Origin of the sequence: Brevundimonas sp. 374 (assembly GCF_900102995.1) — a bacterium.
Lineage (GTDB): Bacteria > Pseudomonadota > Alphaproteobacteria > Caulobacterales > Caulobacteraceae > Brevundimonas > Brevundimonas vesicularis_C.
The window spans coordinates 1-17,122 of record NZ_FNKT01000008.1 but is presented as its reverse complement, the minus strand read 5'-3'; the positions used below and the strand labels follow the sequence as shown (position 1 = coordinate 17,122).

The window sequence follows — 17,122 nt, the reverse complement described above, 5'->3', positions numbered from 1 at the left end:
GGGTTGTCAGCCCCCCCACGATCAAACCCGCCGTCAGCGCGGCCCCAGATAGTCGCGCTTGCCGATCTCGACGCCCGCCGCGCGCAACAAGGCGTAGGTCATGGTGACGTGGAAAAAGAAGTTCGGCAGCGCAAACCCGGTCAGATAATCGACGCCGTTGAACTCGTGCTGCCCGCCGGGGAATTTCAGCACCACTTCGCGTGTCTCGGCGCCCTCGAACGCATCGCGGGGCACGCTTTCGATATAGGCGATGGACAGAGCGATGGTGGCCTTCAGCTCGGCGAACGACGCTTCGGTATCGTCGGTCTTGGGCCAGTCCTGTCCGACCAGCCGGGCGACGCAGGCCCGCGCCGAAAACGCCGCCGTGCGCACCTGGGCTGGGAACGGGTTCATGTCCGGGGCGAGACGCGCCTCCATCAGGGCCGCCTCATCGAACCCCTGAGCAAGCGCCTTGTCGAGCAAGGCCGACAGATTGTTCAGCGTACGCACGAAGACGGGCGCCGAGGCGTCGTAGATCGAAAAGGCCATGGAGGTCAGGTCCGGTTGGAACGACCCCTTAGCTGCTAATCAACGCGCCGATATTCAAGGAAGACCGGGGTCGTGTCGCCCAGCTTCTTTTCTTCGTAGCGCGTCACGACGTGATCGGCAGGCGGGACGAACCAGTCCTGATCCGCGGAGCCGATCCGCTCCAGTCCCGGCGTGCGGTTCAGCCGCTCGAGCGCCCATTCGGCGTAGTCCAGCCAATCGGTGACGAAGCGCAGCGTGCCGCCGGGCTTCAGGATGCGGGCGAAAGCCTGGGCCGTCTCGTCCTGCAACAGACGGCGTTTGTTGTGGCGCGCCTTGTGCCAGGGGTCGGGGAACAGGATCAGCACCCGGTCAACCGAGGCGTCCGGCAGGGCGTCGACCAGGTCGCGCGCGTCGTCGGCATGGATGCGGACGTTCTTCAGTCCGCCCTCTTCGACATGACGCAGGGCCGAGGCCACGCCGTTCAGGAAGGGTTCGCAGCCGATCACCAGCGCGTCGGGCCGCGTCGCCGCCTGGGCGGCCATATGCTCGCCGCCGCCGAAGCCGATCTCCAGCCAGACATCGGTCGCCTTGGGCATCATCGTCTTGGGGTCCAGCGGCCCGGCCTTGGGATCTGGCACGGCGATCTCGGGCAGCAGGGTCTCCATCAGCGCCGCCTGGCGGGGCTTGATGGGGCGGGCCTTGATGCGGCCGAACGACCGCAGCGGGCGGTCGAGATGCGGGTTTTCGTCCTCGGGACGGTCATCGGCGTTCATGCGCCTGCCGTTAGCCGTCGCGGCTGCGGGCGTCCAGAAGACGAACGCCGAAACCTTTTGACGGTCGCGGCCGAACGCCCTTCTATGCCCATCGTAAGCGGCGTCGGGGCTGACGCTTCGCGGGAGAGGGATTTCGATGATCGGACATCATCTGCGGGGCGTCAGCCTCGCGGCCATTACATGCGCCGTGCTGGGCCTGTCGGCCTGCGCCACCACCGGCCAGACGCCTGATGATACGGCCTCGAAACCGTCGAAGGAGCGGACATTGGCCGCCGGTCTGGATCCCGCGACGACGCTGGATCCCTATCCCTCCACCTATCAGCCCTTGCCGCGCGAGAACTTCGCGGTGGTCGGCGCCACCGTCCTGACCGGCACGGATCGCAAGATCGAGAACGGCGTGGTCGTGGTCACGGACGGCAAGATCGCCGCCGTCGGCGACGCCTCGACCCCCGTCCCTGCCGGCTATCGCGTCGTCGAGGCGCGCGGCCGTTATGTCACCCCCGGCGTCATCGACGTGCACAGCCACCTGGGCGTCTATCCGTCGCCCGGCGTCAGCGGCATGAGCGACGGCAACGAGGCGACCAGCCCGAACACCGCCCAGGTCTGGGCCGAACACTCGCTGTGGCCCCAGGACCCTGGTTTCAACACCGCCCGCGCCGGCGGCGTGACCACGCTTCACATCCTGCCCGGCTCGGCCAATCTGTTCGGCGGACGCGGCGTCACGATCCGCAACGTGCCCTCGATCACCATGCAAGGCCTGAAATTCCCGGCCGCCCCCTATACGGTCAAGATGGCCTGCGGCGAGAACCCGTCGCGCGTCTATGGCGGCCGCAACCAGAGCCCGGCGACGGGCATGGGCAATATGGCCGGCTATCGCGCCGCCTTCATCGCCGCACGCGACTACAAGGCCAAATGGGACAAGTGGCGCGAGGACGGCGAAGGCGCCGCCCCGACCCGCAACCTTCAGAACGAGACCCTGATGGGCGTTCTGGACGGTTCGATCCTGATTCAGAACCACTGCTATCGCGCCGACGAGATGGCGCTGATGATGGATATGGCCAAGGAGTTCGGCTACCGCATTACAACCTTCCACCACGCGACCGAGGCCTACAAGCTGGCGCCGCAACTGGCCGCCAACGGCATCTGCGCGGCCATGTGGACCGGCTGGTGGGGCTTCAAGATGGAGGCGCTGGACGCCATCGAGGAGAACGCAGCCCTGGTGGACGCCCAACAGGGATCGTGCGCCGTCATCCACTCCGACGACGCCGAGCTGACTCAACGGTTGAACCAGGAGGCCGCCGCCGCCCTGTCGGCCGGTCGCCGCGCCGGGCTGAACATTTCCGAGGAACACGCGATCGGCTGGATCACCTCCAACGCCGCCAAGGCCATCGGCATCGCCGAACAGACCGGGTCGCTGGAGCCCGGCAAGCGCGCCGACGTGGTGATCTGGAGCGCCGATCCCTTCTCGATCTACGCCCGCGCCGATCAGGTCTTCATCGACGGCGCCCTGACCTTTGATCGCAGCAACCCCGCCTATCAGCCGACCAGCGACTTCGAACTGGGTCAGCCGGGCTATGGCCTGACCGCCGCCAATGTCACGGAAGGAGCCCGCTGATGCGCCTGTCTCACATCCTCGCGGGCGCCGTCGCGGCCCTGTCTCTCGCCGTTCCTGCGATGGCGCAGGAAACCGTCGCCATCGTCGGCGGGCGCATCCTGACCGGAAACTCCGTCATCGAGAACGGCACGGTCGTCATGCGCGACGGCAAGATCGTCTCGGTGGGCTCAGGCGGCGCGCCGTTCGGCGCGCGCGTCATCGACGCGGCGGGCAAGACGGTCGCCCCTGGCTTCGTCGCCGTGGACTCCGGCCTGGCCGGGACCGAGGTCGGCTCGGTCAGCGGCACCAACGAACTGCGCAACAGCGCCAATACGCTCAGCGCCGCCTTCGACATCTCTTACGGCCTGGACCCCTGGTCCTTCACCCTGCCGGTCGCGCGGCTGGGCGGCATCACCCGCGCCATCGTCGTGCCCCAGCATCCCGGCTCGTCCGGCGGCCACGTCCATGAGGACGAGACGGCCGGCGCCGGCGACGGCGGCTATCAGACGCCGGGCCTGTTCGCGGGTCAGGCGGCGATCATAAACCTGGGTCAAGGCTCGAACATCCTGGTCAAGCCGCGCGTGGCCATGGTCGCCCCCTTCGGCGAAGCGGGCGCCGACATCGCCGGCGGCGCGCGCGGGGCGCAGTTCGTCCTGTTCAAGGAGACGCTGTCGGAGGTCCGCTTCTATGCCCGCAACAAGTCGGCCTATGAGCGGGCGGGCCTGCGCGATCTCAGCCTGTCGCGGGCCGATCTCGAGGCTCTGATCCCCGTCGCCCACGGGACGATGCCGCTGATCGTCACCGTCCACCGCGCCTCGGACATTCAGCAGGTGTTGCGCCTGGCGCGCGAGGAAGGGATCAAACTGATTCTGGACGGCGCCGAGGAGGGCTGGCTGGTCGCCGGCGACATCGCCGCTGCCGGCGTGCCGGTGCTGCTGAACCCCATCTCCAACCTGCCCAGCGATTTCGAGATGCGGGCGGCGCGGGCGGAAAACGCAGCGGCTCTGAACGCGGCGGGCGTCGTCATCGCGATCAAGGGCAACGAGGGCTCGACCCACCGCGCACGCGAGGCCCGTTACAACGCGGGCAACGCCGTCTCGCACGGCTTGCCCTATAGCGCAGCCATCGCCGCCCTGACGGTCAATCCGGCCAGGATCTTCGGCATGGCCGGTCAGTTCGGCCAGATCGCGCCGGGCGCAGCGGGTGACGTGGTGGTCTGGTCCGGCGATCCGCTGGAGCCGCTCAGCCAGCCGTCGGCCGTTTTCGTCAATGGCGTCGAACAGCCCCTGACCAGCCGACCGCTGATGCTGCGCGACCGCTATCGCCAGCAGACGCCGATGCCGCCGGCCTATCGCAACTAAGGACCGCTTTGGTCTGAACGGAAAGGGCGGGGCCGCACGGTCCCGCCCTTTTTCATTGGCCGCGTCCGCGCTAGGTCACGCCCATGCCCACGGTTCTCTACATCGACGCCGACGCCTGCCCTGTGAAGGAAGAGGTGTATCGCGTCGTCCGCCGCTATGGGCTGAAGACCTATGTCGTCTCCAACACTTGGATGCAGGTTCCGCGCGAGGCGCTGATCGAACAGGTGGTGGTGGACGCCGGCCCCGACATCGCCGACGACTGGATCGCTGAGCGGGCGGGCGTAGGCGACGTGGTCATCACCGCCGATATTCTCCTAGCGGACCGCTGTCTGAAGTCGGGCGCCCAGGCGCTCAAATCGAACGGCCAGCCCTTCACCCCGGACTCCATCGGCTCGGCCCTGGCGGGACGGATGGTGGGCGAGCATCTGCGGTCGATGGGCGTGGCCACATCCGGTCCGCCGCCGTTCTCGGCCGCCGACCGTTCGCGTTTCTTGCAAGCGCTGGACCAGGCCGTGGTCAAGGCGCGCAAGGCGGCGACATGACCACCGTCATCCCCGAGGACGAGCTGGAGTTTCACTTCTACCGCGCGGGCGGTCCGGGCGGGCAGAACGTCAACAAGGTCTCGACCGCCGTCCAGATGCGGTTCGATGTAAAGAACTCGCCGTCGCTGACCGATCCGGTCAAGGCGCGGCTGATGAAGCTAGCCGGCAGCCGGCTGACGCTGGAAGGCGTGATCCTGATCACCGCCGTGCGTCATCGCACTCAGGAGCGCAATCGCGCCGACGCCATCGAACGGCTTCAGGCGATGGTGGACGAGGCCTCGATCCGCCCCGTCTATCGCGTGCCGACACGCCCGACCAAGGCGTCAAAGGAACGCCGCCTCAAGGCCAAGACGACCCGCGCCTCGATCAAGTCGGGGCGCGGCAAGCCTTCGCTGGACTGACGATCAGCTCTCGGCCGGGCGGAACAGCAGGGCCGCGATCTTGTCCTCGGCGTCGAAGCCGATCAGCCATTCGGTGACCTGATTGTCGAAGGTGACCTTGAACATCTGGGCCTCGCCTTCCTGCTTGACGTATTCGACCGTCTTGACGGCGCCGAAGCCCTTGATCAGCGGGACCACCTGGGCCTCCTGCTGACGGATCTGGGTTCCGAGGCCGGTCGTGAAATCCGAATAGTCGAAGCCGGTCCCCTGGGCGCTGGCGATCACGGCGCGCAAAGCCTCTTCCGAACGCGCGATGTCGGGAGCCTGGGCGACGGACGCCGTTGCGGGCGCAGCGGCGGGGCGGGCTTGAGGCGCTGCGGCTTGAGCCGGGCGGTCGAAGCCGTTCGGCACGGCGCCGGCGGCGGCCTGAGCCAAGGCGGGCACGGGCGCCAGCAAGACGGCGGCTGCGATAGCGGTCTTCATCAAGGTCGGCTTCATAGCGAAAGCTCCGGTCAGGTCAGATAGGGCCAGAGCGAAAGGCCCAGGGCCGCCAAGGCCGCGATGACCGCGACCGTGACTGAAGCCGTCACCCAAGCCGGAGTTCCCGACTTTTCGATGACCACCGCCGCCGGGCGCGGCGGCTCCTGAACCAGGCGCGAGATGGCGCGGGCGGCGGCGATCATTTCGTTGATCGCATCACGCGCCTGGGCCTGCGGTCCCAGCTCGCGGCGGATCCAGCGTTCGACCACCGGCTGGGCGGCCTTCCACAGATCGTGATCGGGTTGCAGCCGCCGCGCCACGCCCTCGACCGAGACCATGGTCTTTTGCAGCAGGATCAGTTCGGGCCGCAGCCGCATGTCGAACAGGGCGGTGATCTCGAACAACTGGCCCAACAGCCGGCCCATCGACACCTGGCTGGCGGCGCGGCCGATCACCGGCTCGCCGACCGCGCGCAGCGCCTGGGCGAAGGTTTCGACCGAGTGGTGCGGTGGGACGTAGCCGGCCTCGAAATGCACGCGCGAAATCCGGTCGTAGTCGCGGCTGATGAAGCCCCACAGAATCTCGGCCAGATAGCGCCGCTCCGCCGGTCCCAGCCGCCCGACGATGCCGAAGTCAATCGCCGTCAGATGGGCCGGCGCGCTGGCGAACAGATTGCCCTCGTGCAGGTCGGCGTGGAACACCCCGTGGTCCAAAGCCTGGACCAGGAAGGCGCGCACGACATTGTCGGCCAGCTGATCCTTGTCCAATCCCGGCAGGTCCAGCAGCGCCGGATCCGTCATGGGCACGCCCTGCGCCCACTCCAGCGTCAGCACGCGCTTGCCCACACCGTCCCAGATCACGGCTGGCGCGGACATATATCCGTCCTTGGCCAGCACCTCGGCCATCTCGCTGGCGGCGGCGGCCTCAAGCCGCATGTCCAACTCCAGATCCAGCGAGTTGGCGATGGTCTCGACAAAGGCGGACGGCTCGAGCCGCCGCGCCATCGGCACGAGCCGCCAGACCAGCCGGGCGGCCAGACGCATCGAATCCAGGCCATTGGCGACCCGCCGCTCGACTCCCGGCCGCAGCACCTTGACCGCGACGGCCCGCCCATCGGCCAGGGTCGCGCGGTGCGCCTGGGCCAGGGAGGCGGCGGCAACCGGCGGGCTGAGGTCGATGAACAGACTTTCGGCCGGTCGCCCCAGCGACTTCTCGATCTCGCGACGCGCCTCTTCCAGAGAGAACGGCGGCAGAGCGTCCTTCAATCGGCCAAGGTCGCGCGCGAATTCCAGCCCGAAGATATCGGCGCGCGTGGCCAGAACCTGACCCAGTTTGATCGCCACGGGGCCCAGATGTTCGAACGCCTTGCCCAGCCTCTGGCCCGGCCGACCCTGGCGGCCAGCTCGACCTGAGAACAGTTGCACGAACCGAGCAAACGGTCGCGTCCAGGCCGGCAGCAGATGGGTCACCTCGCGCGGGATCAGGGCGTCATGACGCGCCAAGACCCAAAGCCAGCCCAGCAGGCGCAGGAAGGACGCAACCGGGTTCTGGACCGCGACCGTCGCGGGCGGCGGCGGGGCCGTGCGATAGATCCGGCTGGTCAGATCGCCCACCCGTGATGGATGGCGGCGATCCCGCCCGACAGATTGGTGACGGACACGCGGCGGAAGCCGGCGTCCTCGATCATGCCCTTGAACGTATTCTGATCGGGGAATCGACGGATGCTCTCGACCAGATACTGATAGCTGTCGCGATCCTTGGCGACCCAGCCGCCGATGCGCGGAATTGCGTGGAAGGACCAGGCGTCGTAGACCTTGCGGATCGGCGTGGTGGTGGGGCGCGAAAACTCCAGGCACAGGAACCGACCGCCCGGCTTCAGCACCCGGCGCGCCTCGGCCAGGGCCTTGTCGATATGGGCCACGTTGCGGATGCCGAAACTGATCGAATAGGCGTCGACCGAGGCATCCGGCAGCGGCAGGTTCATGGCATCGCCGACGCTCCACTGCATCTCCGGTTCGCCGCCCTTGTGGACGCCGGCCAGGATCATCTCGGCGTTGTAGTCCAGCACGATGACATTGGCGTCCTCGCCGCCGCGCCGCTCTTGGGCTGCGCGCGCCATCTTGGAATAGCGACGCGCCATGTCGCCGGTGCCGCCGGCGACGTCTAGAATGGTCTCGCCGGGACGCGGATTCAGCTTGGCGGCGGCGATATCCTTCCAGATGCGGTGGACGCCGACGCTCATCAGGTCGTTCATCACATCGTAGTTGGAGGCGACGGAATCGAAGACCCCGCGCACCATCTTCACCTTCTCGCGCGCATCCACGTCGCGAAAGCCGAAGGAGGAACGATCGCCCGACGAATGCGGGCCGTGGGAGGAGGCGTCGGTCATAGTCGTCGTCTAGCGCGTCGCAGCGCCCCCGTCATCCGATGAGACACCCGATCAGGCCGCTTCGGGCTGCGGCAGTTTCAAATCCTTCATCACGTCGCGCATCAGGCCGTAACAGCCGCACGAGGCCGCCTCCAAGCCGTCGCGATCCAGCACCCTGACCCAGCCGCGTCCCCGCTGGATCAGCGACTTGCGCTCCAGCACTGTGCCGACCTCCGACACCGTGGCGCGACGCACGCCCAGCATGCCGGCGATATCGGCCTGCGTCAGATCGATCCGGTCATCCTCGGCCCGGTCGTGAAGCATCAGCAGCCAGCGGGCCAACCGTTCGTCCAGCCGATGCTGGGCGTTGCAGGCGGCCGCCTGCTGCACCTGCGCCATCAAACCTTCGGTGAAGCGCGACAGGGCCGAGCGCAGCGTCTCGCTGTCTTCCAGCGCCTCGCCGAACACCTCGGCCGAGCAATGGGCCGCGATCCCGTCGCGTTGCGAAATGGCCCGACTAGCGGCGCGGGCGTTGAACGGTCCGCAGGTCACGCCGATCAGGCCTTCACGCCCGATGGCGGCCGTCTCCACCATCTTGTCATCCGGCAGGATGGTCATCAGCGACACCACGCCCTTGATCGGAAACCAGACCTGATCGACCGCCTCGCCGGCGTCATAGAGCATCTGGCCGCGCGTGATCTCGCGCTCTTTCAAATGCGGTTCGATCCGCTTGCGGTCGGCCGCATCCAAAGCGGCGATCCAGAGATTTTCCATCCTAACCCCGCTGGCGACCGATGACGCCGAAGAGCGACGATCGCTGCTCGATCAATGCACAAGCTTGACCATGGGTTCCCTGGACGGATCCGCGCGTCTTCGCCGCTTGCCGCCATCCATCAGGCGCCCTACGCAAAATGGAAAAAGAGGAAACGCGATGACCGACACACGGCTTGACGTAGCGGAAACGCTGAAGGATTTGCCCGCCTGGCGCGCGCATGACGGCGATCGCCCGGCCATCACGCGGACGCTGAAGTTCGCGGATTTCAACGCCGCCTTCGGCTTCATGACCCGCGTCGCCCTGATGGCCGACAAGATGGACCACCATCCCGAATGGTCGAATGTCTATGACCGCGTCGAGATCCTGCTCACCACCCACGACGCCGATGGCGTGACGGACAAGGACGTGACCCTTGCCCGCTTCATTGACGACGCCGCGGCCGGCATGGGGGTGAAGTCGTGAACGGCGCCGCGCGTCCCGGCCGCGTCGCCGGCAAGACGGCCCTGATCACCGGCGCGGCCGGCGGCCTGGGCGAGGCCATGGCCTTCATGCTGGCCCGCGAAGGCGCCCGCGTCGCCGTCACCGACATCGACGTCGCTCGCGCCCAGGCCCTGGCGAGCCGGATCAATGCGGAAATCCCGGACGCCGCCTTCGCCTATGCTCACGACGTGGCCAGCGAGACCGAATGGGAAGGCGTGATCGCCGCCGCCGTCGCCGATCTCGGCGGTCTGTCGGTGCTGGTCAACAACGCCGGCGTCGGCGGCCCGCTGGCCTTCGTCGAACAGGACACGATCGAGAACTGGCAGCGTCAGTACGAGATCAACCTGCGCTCCATCATGCTGGGCGCCAAACACGCCATGCCGCATCTGCGCGCCTCGGCTCCGGCCTCGATCATCAACATCTCCTCGATCGCAGGGCTCGCGGCCGCCCCCGGCATGGGCGCCTATAACGCCACAAAGGCGGCGGTCTGGATGTACACCAAGACCCTAGCGCTGGAGGCCGCCAAGGCCGAATGGAACGTGCGCTGCAACTCGGTCCACCCTGTCTTCATCAAGACGCCGATCCTGGATCCCTTCATCGCCATGGCCGGCGGGGACGAGGACAAGGCGCACGAACGCCTCGCGCGGGGCATTCCCTTGAAGAGGATCGGCGAACCCGACGACGTCGCCTACTGCGTCCTCTATCTGGCGTCCGACGAATCCAAATTCGTCACGGGGTCCGAGTTCAAGATCGACGGCGGCATGACGGCGCAGTAAGGCGCGAGCGCCCTACTGCTTTCTTTTTGGGCCTATCGCGCTTCGCGCTGCTTGAGGCCGTTGGCCTTCCTTGTCGGTGATTGATGGCGGCCATCCAGTCGTCATCCGCGCATTCGGGATTGAGGCCGCTTGCGCCATGCTGTAAGCGGCCTGTTCCGGCGTCGCGCCGGCCGACGCACCCGTAGCTCAGCTGGATAGAGTGCTGCCCTCCGAAGGCAGAGGTCACAGGTTCGAATCCTGTCGGGTGCGCCATTTTCCCCTTCAAGATTGTCCACGACTCTTCTCCGGCCGGCGGCGCCGCTAGAGACACGCCCGACACAAAATCGTCGTCGGGTTCTTGATTGCGCAAAGCCTATGTGACGTTATCTCGTAACAAGTCACTTCCTCCCTAGGCTGAGAGTTTTTCCATGCGTCCCTCAAGCGTCTCGCGATCCCTGCTCATGGCGGCCGCAGGCTCCACGATTCTGGCAGGCGCCGCCGCCGCGCAGTCCGCTCCGCAAGCCCCGGCGGAGTTGGGCGATATCATCGTCACAGGCGCGCCCTATGGCATCAGCCAGCGGGCCTCGGTAATCGCGACGGACGTCGTGGACGAACAGACCCTGGCCACGGCGCCGGCGGCCTCGCTCGGCGACATGCTGAGCGGGCGTCCGGGCATCCGTTCGACCGACTTCGCGCCCGGCGCCAGCCGACCCGTCATTCGCGGCCTCAGCGGGCCGCGCGTCCAGGTGCTGACCAACGGTATCGGCCTGATCGACGCGAGCTCTGTCTCGCCCGACCACGCCGTGGCCACCGATCCGGCCGAGGCCAATCGTATCGAGATCATCCGCGGACCCGCGACCTTGGTCTATGGCGGCTCGGCCATCGGCGGCGTGGTCAATGTTCTGGACGATCGCATCCCCACCGAAATCCCCGAGGGCGGCGTGTCCGGCGTGGTCTCCACCCAGGCGTCCAGCGTCGATGACGGCCGCAGCGCTTTCGGACGCATGACCGTCGGCAGCGGGAACTTCGCCTTCAACGTCGATGGGGTGAAGCGCAAGACCGACGACTATGACATCCCGGCCCCGGCTATTTCCGCCAGGCGCGCCGCCGCCGAAGGCCTTGCGCGCGAGGACACCGGAACCCAGCCCAACAGCTATACCGACCTGGAAGCCTGGGGCGTCGGCGGTTCCTACATCGGCGACAAGGGCTTCGCCGGCGTTTCCTACAAGAACACCGACAGCGAATACGGCACGGTCGCCGAGGAGTCGGTCTTCATCAAGCTGAACCAGAAGCGCTGGGACGCGCGCGGCGAATACCGTTTCGACAGCGGGCCCTTCTCGGCCCTGCGCGGCTCCTACGGCCATGCCGACTACACCCACACCGAGTTCGAGGCCGTGGGCGAGCCGGGCACCATCTTCAACTCCGACGGCTGGGAAGGCCGTGCGGACCTTGTCCAGCGCGAACGCAACGGCTGGAACGGCGCCGTCGGCGTCCAGGCCTTATCGCGCAACTTCGAGGCCATCGGCGAGGAGGCCTTCGTGCCCTCCGTCAAGATCGACGAACTGGGCCTCTATACGGTGCAGCGTCTGGACCTTGGCAACCATGGCTTCGAGGGCGGCCTGCGCTATGACCGGCGCGAACTCAGCGGCACGCCCATCGGCGGCGCCAGCGAAGTCACGCGCGAGTTCGACAACTGGTCGGCGTCCGCCGCCGCCTTCATCCGCCCGACCGCCGGCCTGTTCCTGGGCCTCAGCCTGGCCCACAACGAACGCGCGCCCAGCGAGGTCGAGCTGTTCGCCGACGGCGTCCACATCGCCACCGCCGCCTACGAGACCGGCGACCTGACGCTGAACTCCGAAAAGGTGACGACGCTGGAGGGCACCGCCCACTATGATCGCGGCCGGTTCACCGGCGATCTGCACGTCTATCACTCTTGGTATAACGGCTTCATCGACGAACGGCCGACGGGCGACCAGTTCTATTTCGAGGAAGAGGACGAGTTCTTCCCCATCTATCGGTTCGTCCAGACCGACGCGAAGTTCTATGGCTTCGAGCTGGAAGGCGCCTATGCGCTTTGGCAGGACGGCGATCGCAAACTGTCGCTGGAAGGCGCGGCCGACTATGTCCACGCCCAGACGGACTTCGGCCCTGCCGCGCGGATCCCGCCCTACTCCGTCACCGGACGTCTGGCCTGGACATCGACCAAGTTCGACGCCAGCGCCGAGGTTCGCCACGTCGGAGAACAGGACCGGGTCGCTAACGAATTCGAACTGCCGACCGACGACTACACCCTGGTCAACGCCTCGGTCGCGGTCCGTCCCTTCGCCCAGCAGAACGTCACCCTGTTCGCCGAGGCGCGGAACCTGACGGACGAGGAAGCCCGCGAACACGTGTCCTTCCTCAAGGACATCGCCCCTCTGCCGGGGCGCAACCTTCGGGTCGGCGTCGCCTACCGCTTCTGACGAACATCGAGAGCCTTCGGCGCAGCCTTGGTTGCGCCGAAGGCTCACACGCGTCGGCGAACGCGAACCGCCTCCGTGCGTTGATCGCCCATGACCGACAAAGAACCCCGTAAAGTCCCGATTGGCTACGAAGACCGGCCCGACAAGCCGACACGCGGCGCCTTTCGCATCACGGCTCTCGCCATAGCGGCCGCAGCCGTCGTCTTCCTGACGCTGATCGCAGTCGTCGTCGTGCGAAGCGGCGGGATCTAGGGGCCCAAGGCCTTCCGACCTGTATCGGGGCGTGGCTTGCTGCACGTCCTTTCCAATCGCTTGAACTTTATAACAGCCGGCGAAGTGGCCAGCCCGCGCAAACCCGCGGCCACCGGCCGTGAGGCTCTACTACGGACCGCGACAGATGATTGACTTGAACACCGCCACTTCGGCCGAACTTAATGGCGTTGAACTTTTGCGTGGCCATGGGTTTGAGATTGTCCGCTATCGTGAGGAACGCGGTCTGTTCACCAGCCTTCGCCAGCTCGACGAAGTGCCCGGCCTGGCCCAAAAAACGGATGGCGTCGAAACGCACCTTTACGTCGAACCTGCCGACGCCACCTAGGCGATGTCTTCCATCAAACGGGTGTCCATAACCTCGGTGACGTAACGCTGCCGCATGGATTTCTATCTGTTGGAATGCTTGGGCAGGTTCGGTCTTCAGGGACACGGCAGTTTGACCGCAACTCGGCATCTGGTCATCAAACAGCAGAAAGCCCCACGGCTTTTGGCGGTGGGGCTTTTTGGTATTTTGGGTGCGGGAGTAGGATTTGAACCTACGACCTTCAGGTTATGAGCCTGACGAGCTACCGGGCTGCTCCATCCCGCGGCAAACGGTAGTGTATCGTGAAGGAAGAACGGATCGAGAAGGACCGCGATTGCGGTGTTTGTTCATCATCGGCTGTCCGCCTGGTAGACCCGGCGGCGACCTACTCTCCCGCGCCTTGAGACGAAGTACCATTGGCTCTGGAGGGCTTAACGACCGAGTTCGGAATGGGATCGGGTGGGGAACCTCCGACATAGCCACCAGGTCAACCAGGGGGACAGCGGATGATGAGAAGACATTGTCTGAGATTGCTCTGGTCAAGGAGCAATCATCGAATGAGTTTTGCTGAGAAACGATCAAACCGATCGGATTATTAGTACCAGTAAGCTTCATGGGTCGCCCCACTTCCACACCTGGCCTATCAACGTGGTAGTCTTCCACGATCCTCAGCGAAGCCTTGTTTTGAGGTTAGTTTCCCGCTTAGATGCTTTCAGCGGTTATCTATTCCATACTTAGCTACCCTGCTGCACAGCTGGCGCCATGACAGGTACACCAGAGGTATGTCCATCCCGGTCCTCTCGTACTAGGGACAGATCCTCTCAAGCTTCGAACACCCACGGCAGATAGGGACCAAACTGTCTCACGACGTTCTGAACCCAGCTCACGTACCACTTTAAATGGCGAACAGCCATACCCTTGGGACCTGCTCCAGCCCCAGGATGTGATGAGCCGACATCGAGGTGCCAAACTTTGCCGTCGATATGGACTCTTGGGCAAAATCAGCCTGTTATCCCTAGAGTACCTTTTATCCGTTGAGCGATGGCCCTTCCACTCGGGACCACCGGATCACTATGGCCGACTTTCGTCTCTGCTCGACTTGTCAGTCTCGCAGTCAGGCGGGCTTATGCCATTGCACTCGACGACCGATTTCCGACCGGTCTGAGCCCACCATCGCGCGCCTCCGTTACACTTTAGGAGGCGACCGCCCCAGTCAAACTACCCACCACGCCATGTCCCGGGACCGGATAACGGCCCTCGGTTAGACGTCAACGACAGTAAGGGTGGTATTTCAAGGACGACTCCACCAGAGCTGGCGCCCCGGTTTCATAGTCTCCCACCTATCCTACACATACGGTCGCTAACGCCAAGGCGAAGCTATAGTAAAGGTTCATAGGGTCTTTCCGTCTGACCGCGGGAACCCCGCATCTTCACGGGGAATTCAATTTCACTGAGCCTATGCTGGAGACAGTGGGGAAGTCGTTACGCCATTCGTGCAGGTCGGAACTTACCCGACAAGGAATTTCGCTACCTTAGGACCGTTATAGTTACGGCCGCCGTTTACCTGGGCTTCAGTTCGACGCTTTCACATCTCCCTTTAACCTTCAGGCACCGGGCAGGCGTCAGACCCTATACGTCGCATTGCTGCTTCGCAGAGCCCTGTGTTTTTGCTAAACAGTCGCTACCCCCTGGCTTGTGCCACTCAGTCCTGCTTGCGCAAGGTGAGTCACGCTTATTCCGAAGTTACGCGTGCAATTTGCCGAGTTCCTTCAGCATAGTTCTCTCAAACGCCTTGGTATGCTCTACCTGACCACCTGTGTCGGTTTCGGGTACGGTCTCTGCTGGAGTTATTTCCTGGGACAACGCCCCCGCACACACAATCCAATAAGTGGGTACGAGTTAAGCCATCCGTCACTTCCAGCTGGTGCAGGAATATTTACCTGCTTCCCATCGACTACGCTTTTCAGCCTCGCCTTAGGGGCCGACTAACCCTGCGCAGATTAGCTTTACGCAGGAACCCTTGGTCTTTCGGCGAGAGTGTCTCTCACACTCTTATCGTTACTCATGTCAGCATTCTCACTTCCGATACCTCCAGCCAGGCTCACGCCTGACCTTCACCGGCCTACGGAACGCTCCGCTACCGCTTGCAGTAAACTGCAAACCCATATCTTCGGCGCACGGCTTGAGCCCCGTTACATTTTCCGCGCAGGATCGCTTGATCAGTGAGCTGTTACGCTTTCTTTAAAGGATGGCTGCTTCTAAGCCAACCTCCTGATTGTCAAAGCAATCCCACATCGTTTCCCACTTAGCCGTGACTTGGGGGCCTTAGATGATGGTTAGGGTTGTTTCCCTTTTCACGACGGACGTTAGCACCCGCCGTGTGTCTGCCCGATAGTTCTCTTGGGTATTCGGAGTTTGGTTAGTATTGGTACCGCTCGCGCAGCCCGCAACCATCCAGTGCTCTACCCCCCAAGGAATTCGTCGGACGCTCTACCTAAATAGATTTCGCGGAGAACCAGCTATGTCCAGGTTTGATTGGCCTTTCACCCCTATCCACAAGTCATCCCAGAATTTTTCAACATTCACGGGTTCGGTCCTCCAGTTGGTGTTACCCAACCTTCAACCTGCTCATGGATAGATCACCTGGTTTCGGGTCGTCATACGTCGAACTTAGCGCCCTATTCAGACTCGCTTTCGCTGCGCCTACACCTAACGGCTTAAGCTTGCTCGACACATGAAGTCGCTGACCCATTATACAAAAGGTACGCCGTCACCGCGCTTGGCGGCTCCGACTGCTTGTAGGCTTCCGATTTCAGGATCTGTTTCACTCCCCTTGTCGGGGTGCTTTTCACCTTTCCCTCACGGTACTTGTTCACTATCGGTCGTAGAGGAGTACTTAGGCTTGGAGGGTGGTCCCCCCATGTTCAGACAGGATTTCACGTGTCCCGCCCTACTCGAGTCTCTTGCTGTTTGATGACTACGGGGCTTTCACCCACTATGGCCGACCTTTCCAGATCGTTCGTCTTTATTTCACAAGAGCACTGGCCTGGTCCCGGTTCGCTCGCCACTACTACGGGAGTCTCGGTTGATGTCCTTTCCTCCGGGTACTGAGATGTTTCAGTTCCCCGGGTTCGCTTAATGAAGCCTATGTATTCAGCTCATTATACCTTTTAACAATCCGCCAATCGCTGCTTCCGAAGAAACAGAGTTGGAAGACTGTAAAGGTGGGTTTCCCCATTCGGAAATAACCGGATCAAAGGGTGCTAGCGCCTCCCCGGTTCTTATCGCAGCTTGCCACGTCCTTCATCGCCTCTCTACGCCAAGGCATCCGTCAGAAGCCCTTCAACGTTTGATCGTTTCTCAGCAAAACTCATGCTTGGTTTATTCCGCCCGACTGGAAAGATGCCGGGGGACCAAGCCTGATTTTTGTCAGACAATGTCTTCTTCTCGAACAAGACCTCAAAGCTCAGGGGAGCCGGTCACGTTCTTCCTTTACGATATCAATGCCAGCCGGCGAGCGCCGACGGGCAATTCTTGATGCGATCACAAGATCCTGGTGGAGCCAGACGGAGTCGAACCGACGACATCCTGCTTGCAAAGCAGGCGCTCTACCAACTGAGCTATGGCCCCATTCCATCAGGAATAGTGCGAAGCCCAGGAGAGCTGTCGGCGATGCCGTCTTGAGGCTGAGAACCCCCAGCGAACCAGAAGTCCTGGTAGGCCCGGGCAGACTCGAACTGCCGACCTTACGCTTATCAGGCGTACGCTCTAACCACCTGAGCTACGGGCCTATGGCAGCGACAGCCGGGTCATAAACACCCAGGCTCGCGATCGCGTCACCAACTCAACGACCCGTATGGTCGAGGCGTCGATGACGAAAGTGGAAAGAGAAACGGAGACGGCGGCGTTCCGCCGTTTATTGGAGCCTCAATAGACAGCCTCGTGAGAGACGGCCTGGAGAAGCATCCTTAGAAAGGAGGTGATCCAGCCGCAGGTTCCCCTACGGCTACCTTGTTACGACTTCACCCCAGTCGCTGACCCTACCGTGGTCGCCTGCCTCCTTGCGGT

15 protein-coding genes, 4 tRNA genes and 3 rRNA genes are annotated in these 17,122 nt (G+C 63.9%); 10 read left to right on the top strand and 12 right to left on the bottom strand.

All coding sequences use genetic code 11. The features are described from left to right. Nucleotides 1–33: 33 nt before the first annotated feature. Together BLR19_RS14030 and trmB are read right to left on the bottom strand one after the other, a co-directional pair. Nucleotides 34–528, bottom strand: coding sequence for a DUF1993 domain-containing protein (locus BLR19_RS14030; RefSeq protein WP_066553704.1), 495 nt, complete (start codon nucleotides 526–528; stop codon nucleotides 34–36). A 35-nt stretch (nucleotides 529–563) separates the two neighbouring features. Next, nucleotides 564–1,280 (bottom strand): tRNA (guanosine(46)-N7)-methyltransferase TrmB, encoded by a 717-nt coding sequence (trmB, locus tag BLR19_RS14025; protein ID WP_091752311.1) that lies wholly within the window; start codon nucleotides 1,278–1,280, stop codon nucleotides 564–566. Nucleotides 1,281–1,416: 136 nt separating this feature from the next. On the opposite strand from trmB, the gene BLR19_RS14020 reads away from it, so the two are divergent. The 4 genes from BLR19_RS14020 (at nucleotide 1,417) to arfB (ending at nucleotide 5,178) form a co-directional block, all read left to right on the top strand. Continuing rightward, nucleotides 1,417–2,895 (top strand): amidohydrolase, encoded by a 1,479-nt coding sequence (locus BLR19_RS14020; protein ID WP_091752308.1) that lies wholly within the window; start codon nucleotides 1,417–1,419, stop codon nucleotides 2,893–2,895. Further along, a complete protein-coding gene (locus BLR19_RS14015) occupies nucleotides 2,895–4,235 on the top strand; it encodes an amidohydrolase family protein (RefSeq protein WP_091752305.1) in 1,341 nt (446 codons plus the stop codon). The genes BLR19_RS14020 and BLR19_RS14015 overlap by 1 nt, the downstream gene beginning before the upstream one ends. 83 nt (nucleotides 4,236–4,318) lie before the next feature. After that, entirely contained in the window at nucleotides 4,319–4,777 is a 459-nt protein-coding gene (locus tag BLR19_RS14010) for a YaiI/YqxD family protein (RefSeq protein WP_091752301.1), read from the top strand. After that, nucleotides 4,774–5,178: an alternative ribosome rescue aminoacyl-tRNA hydrolase ArfB gene (arfB, locus tag BLR19_RS14005; RefSeq protein ID WP_017505001.1), complete on the top strand. Its 405-nt coding sequence runs from the start codon at nucleotides 4,774–4,776 to the stop codon at nucleotides 5,176–5,178. The genes BLR19_RS14010 and arfB overlap by 4 nt, the downstream gene beginning before the upstream one ends. A gap of 3 nt (nucleotides 5,179–5,181) precedes the next feature. Here arfB and BLR19_RS14000 read toward each other — a convergent pair whose 3' ends face one another. Genes BLR19_RS14000 through BLR19_RS13985 form a run of 4 tightly spaced genes read right to left on the bottom strand, consistent with a single transcriptional unit; the run spans nucleotide 5,182 to nucleotide 8,779 of the window. Next, entirely contained in the window at nucleotides 5,182–5,640 is a 459-nt protein-coding gene (locus BLR19_RS14000; RefSeq protein ID WP_255366694.1) for a hypothetical protein, read from the bottom strand. Between the two features lie 29 nt (nucleotides 5,641–5,669). Next, the gene (gene ubiB, locus BLR19_RS13995; RefSeq protein WP_066553687.1) at nucleotides 5,670–7,250 is read right to left on the bottom strand and encodes a 2-polyprenylphenol 6-hydroxylase; all 1,581 of its coding nucleotides are present in this window, start codon (nucleotides 7,248–7,250) and stop codon (nucleotides 5,670–5,672) included. Further along, nucleotides 7,238–8,026 (bottom strand): class I SAM-dependent methyltransferase, encoded by a 789-nt coding sequence (locus BLR19_RS13990; RefSeq protein WP_066553684.1) that lies wholly within the window; start codon nucleotides 8,024–8,026, stop codon nucleotides 7,238–7,240. The genes ubiB and BLR19_RS13990 overlap by 13 nt, the downstream gene beginning before the upstream one ends. A gap of 51 nt (nucleotides 8,027–8,077) precedes the next feature. Next, entirely contained in the window at nucleotides 8,078–8,779 is a 702-nt protein-coding gene (locus BLR19_RS13985; protein WP_055754686.1) for a Crp/Fnr family transcriptional regulator, read from the bottom strand. 157 nt (nucleotides 8,780–8,936) lie between these two features. On the opposite strand from BLR19_RS13985, the gene BLR19_RS13980 reads away from it, so the two are divergent. The 6 genes from BLR19_RS13980 to BLR19_RS13960 all read left to right on the top strand — a co-directional run bounded on the left by BLR19_RS13980 (nucleotide 8,937) and on the right by BLR19_RS13960 (nucleotide 13,075). Then, the gene (locus BLR19_RS13980) at nucleotides 8,937–9,242 is read left to right on the top strand and encodes a 4a-hydroxytetrahydrobiopterin dehydratase (protein WP_017504996.1); all 306 of its coding nucleotides are present in this window, start codon (nucleotides 8,937–8,939) and stop codon (nucleotides 9,240–9,242) included. After that, entirely contained in the window at nucleotides 9,239–10,036 is a 798-nt protein-coding gene (locus tag BLR19_RS13975; protein ID WP_091752295.1) for an SDR family oxidoreductase, read from the top strand. Before BLR19_RS13980 ends, BLR19_RS13975 begins: the two co-directional genes overlap by 4 nt. A gap of 175 nt (nucleotides 10,037–10,211) precedes the next feature. Further along, a tRNA-Arg gene (locus BLR19_RS13970) sits at nucleotides 10,212–10,288 on the top strand. Between the two features lie 155 nt (nucleotides 10,289–10,443). Then, nucleotides 10,444–12,477: a TonB-dependent receptor gene (locus BLR19_RS13965; RefSeq protein ID WP_218119435.1), complete on the top strand. Its 2,034-nt coding sequence runs from the start codon at nucleotides 10,444–10,446 to the stop codon at nucleotides 12,475–12,477. 90 nt (nucleotides 12,478–12,567) lie between these two features. Further along, complete coding sequence (locus tag BLR19_RS14910) at nucleotides 12,568–12,729, top strand: hypothetical protein (RefSeq protein WP_176758362.1); 162 nt, start codon at nucleotides 12,568–12,570, stop codon at nucleotides 12,727–12,729. 145 nt (nucleotides 12,730–12,874) lie between these two features. Beyond that, nucleotides 12,875–13,075 (top strand): helix-hairpin-helix domain-containing protein, encoded by a 201-nt coding sequence (locus tag BLR19_RS13960; RefSeq protein ID WP_091752290.1) that lies wholly within the window; start codon nucleotides 12,875–12,877, stop codon nucleotides 13,073–13,075. Nucleotides 13,076–13,262: 187 nt separating this feature from the next. Here BLR19_RS13960 and BLR19_RS13955 read toward each other — a convergent pair. From BLR19_RS13955 to BLR19_RS13930, 6 genes are all read right to left on the bottom strand, one after another. Next, nucleotides 13,263–13,339: transfer RNA gene (locus BLR19_RS13955), tRNA-Met, on the bottom strand. An 87-nt stretch (nucleotides 13,340–13,426) separates the two neighbouring features. Continuing rightward, nucleotides 13,427–13,541, bottom strand: a 5S ribosomal RNA gene (gene rrf, locus BLR19_RS13950). 87 nt (nucleotides 13,542–13,628) lie between these two features. Next, nucleotides 13,629–16,409 (bottom strand): 23S ribosomal RNA (locus BLR19_RS13945). 199 nt (nucleotides 16,410–16,608) lie between these two features. Further along, nucleotides 16,609–16,684 (bottom strand) — tRNA-Ala (locus tag BLR19_RS13940). Nucleotides 16,685–16,768: 84 nt separating this feature from the next. Continuing rightward, nucleotides 16,769–16,845 (bottom strand) — tRNA-Ile (locus BLR19_RS13935). A 181-nt stretch (nucleotides 16,846–17,026) separates the two neighbouring features. After that, nucleotides 17,027–17,122: ribosomal RNA gene (locus tag BLR19_RS13930) — 16S ribosomal RNA — on the bottom strand; the annotation flags it as partial.

Coding starts and splice junctions, on each gene's coding strand:
- BLR19_RS14000 (WP_255366694.1), bottom strand. CDS start 5,640: ATGAAGACCGCTATCGCAGCCGCCGTCTTGCTGGCGCCCGTGCCCGCC.
- BLR19_RS14015 (WP_091752305.1), top strand. CDS start 2,895: ATGCGCCTGTCTCACATCCTCGCGGGCGCCGTCGCGGCCCTGTCTCTC.
- BLR19_RS14010 (WP_091752301.1), top strand. CDS start 4,319: ATGCCCACGGTTCTCTACATCGACGCCGACGCCTGCCCTGTGAAGGAA.
- BLR19_RS13980 (WP_017504996.1), top strand. CDS start 8,937: ATGACCGACACACGGCTTGACGTAGCGGAAACGCTGAAGGATTTGCCC.
- arfB (WP_017505001.1), top strand. CDS start 4,774: ATGACCACCGTCATCCCCGAGGACGAGCTGGAGTTTCACTTCTACCGC.
- BLR19_RS13985 (WP_055754686.1), bottom strand. CDS start 8,779: ATGGAAAATCTCTGGATCGCCGCTTTGGATGCGGCCGACCGCAAGCGG.
- BLR19_RS14910 (WP_176758362.1), top strand. CDS start 12,568: ATGACCGACAAAGAACCCCGTAAAGTCCCGATTGGCTACGAAGACCGG.
- trmB (WP_091752311.1), bottom strand. CDS start 1,280: ATGAACGCCGATGACCGTCCCGAGGACGAAAACCCGCATCTCGACCGC.
- BLR19_RS13965 (WP_218119435.1), top strand. CDS start 10,444: ATGCGTCCCTCAAGCGTCTCGCGATCCCTGCTCATGGCGGCCGCAGGC.
- BLR19_RS13990 (WP_066553684.1), bottom strand. CDS start 8,026: ATGACCGACGCCTCCTCCCACGGCCCGCATTCGTCGGGCGATCGTTCC.
- BLR19_RS14020 (WP_091752308.1), top strand. CDS start 1,417: ATGATCGGACATCATCTGCGGGGCGTCAGCCTCGCGGCCATTACATGC.
- BLR19_RS14030 (WP_066553704.1), bottom strand. CDS start 528: ATGGCCTTTTCGATCTACGACGCCTCGGCGCCCGTCTTCGTGCGTACG.
- BLR19_RS13960 (WP_091752290.1), top strand. CDS start 12,875: ATGATTGACTTGAACACCGCCACTTCGGCCGAACTTAATGGCGTTGAA.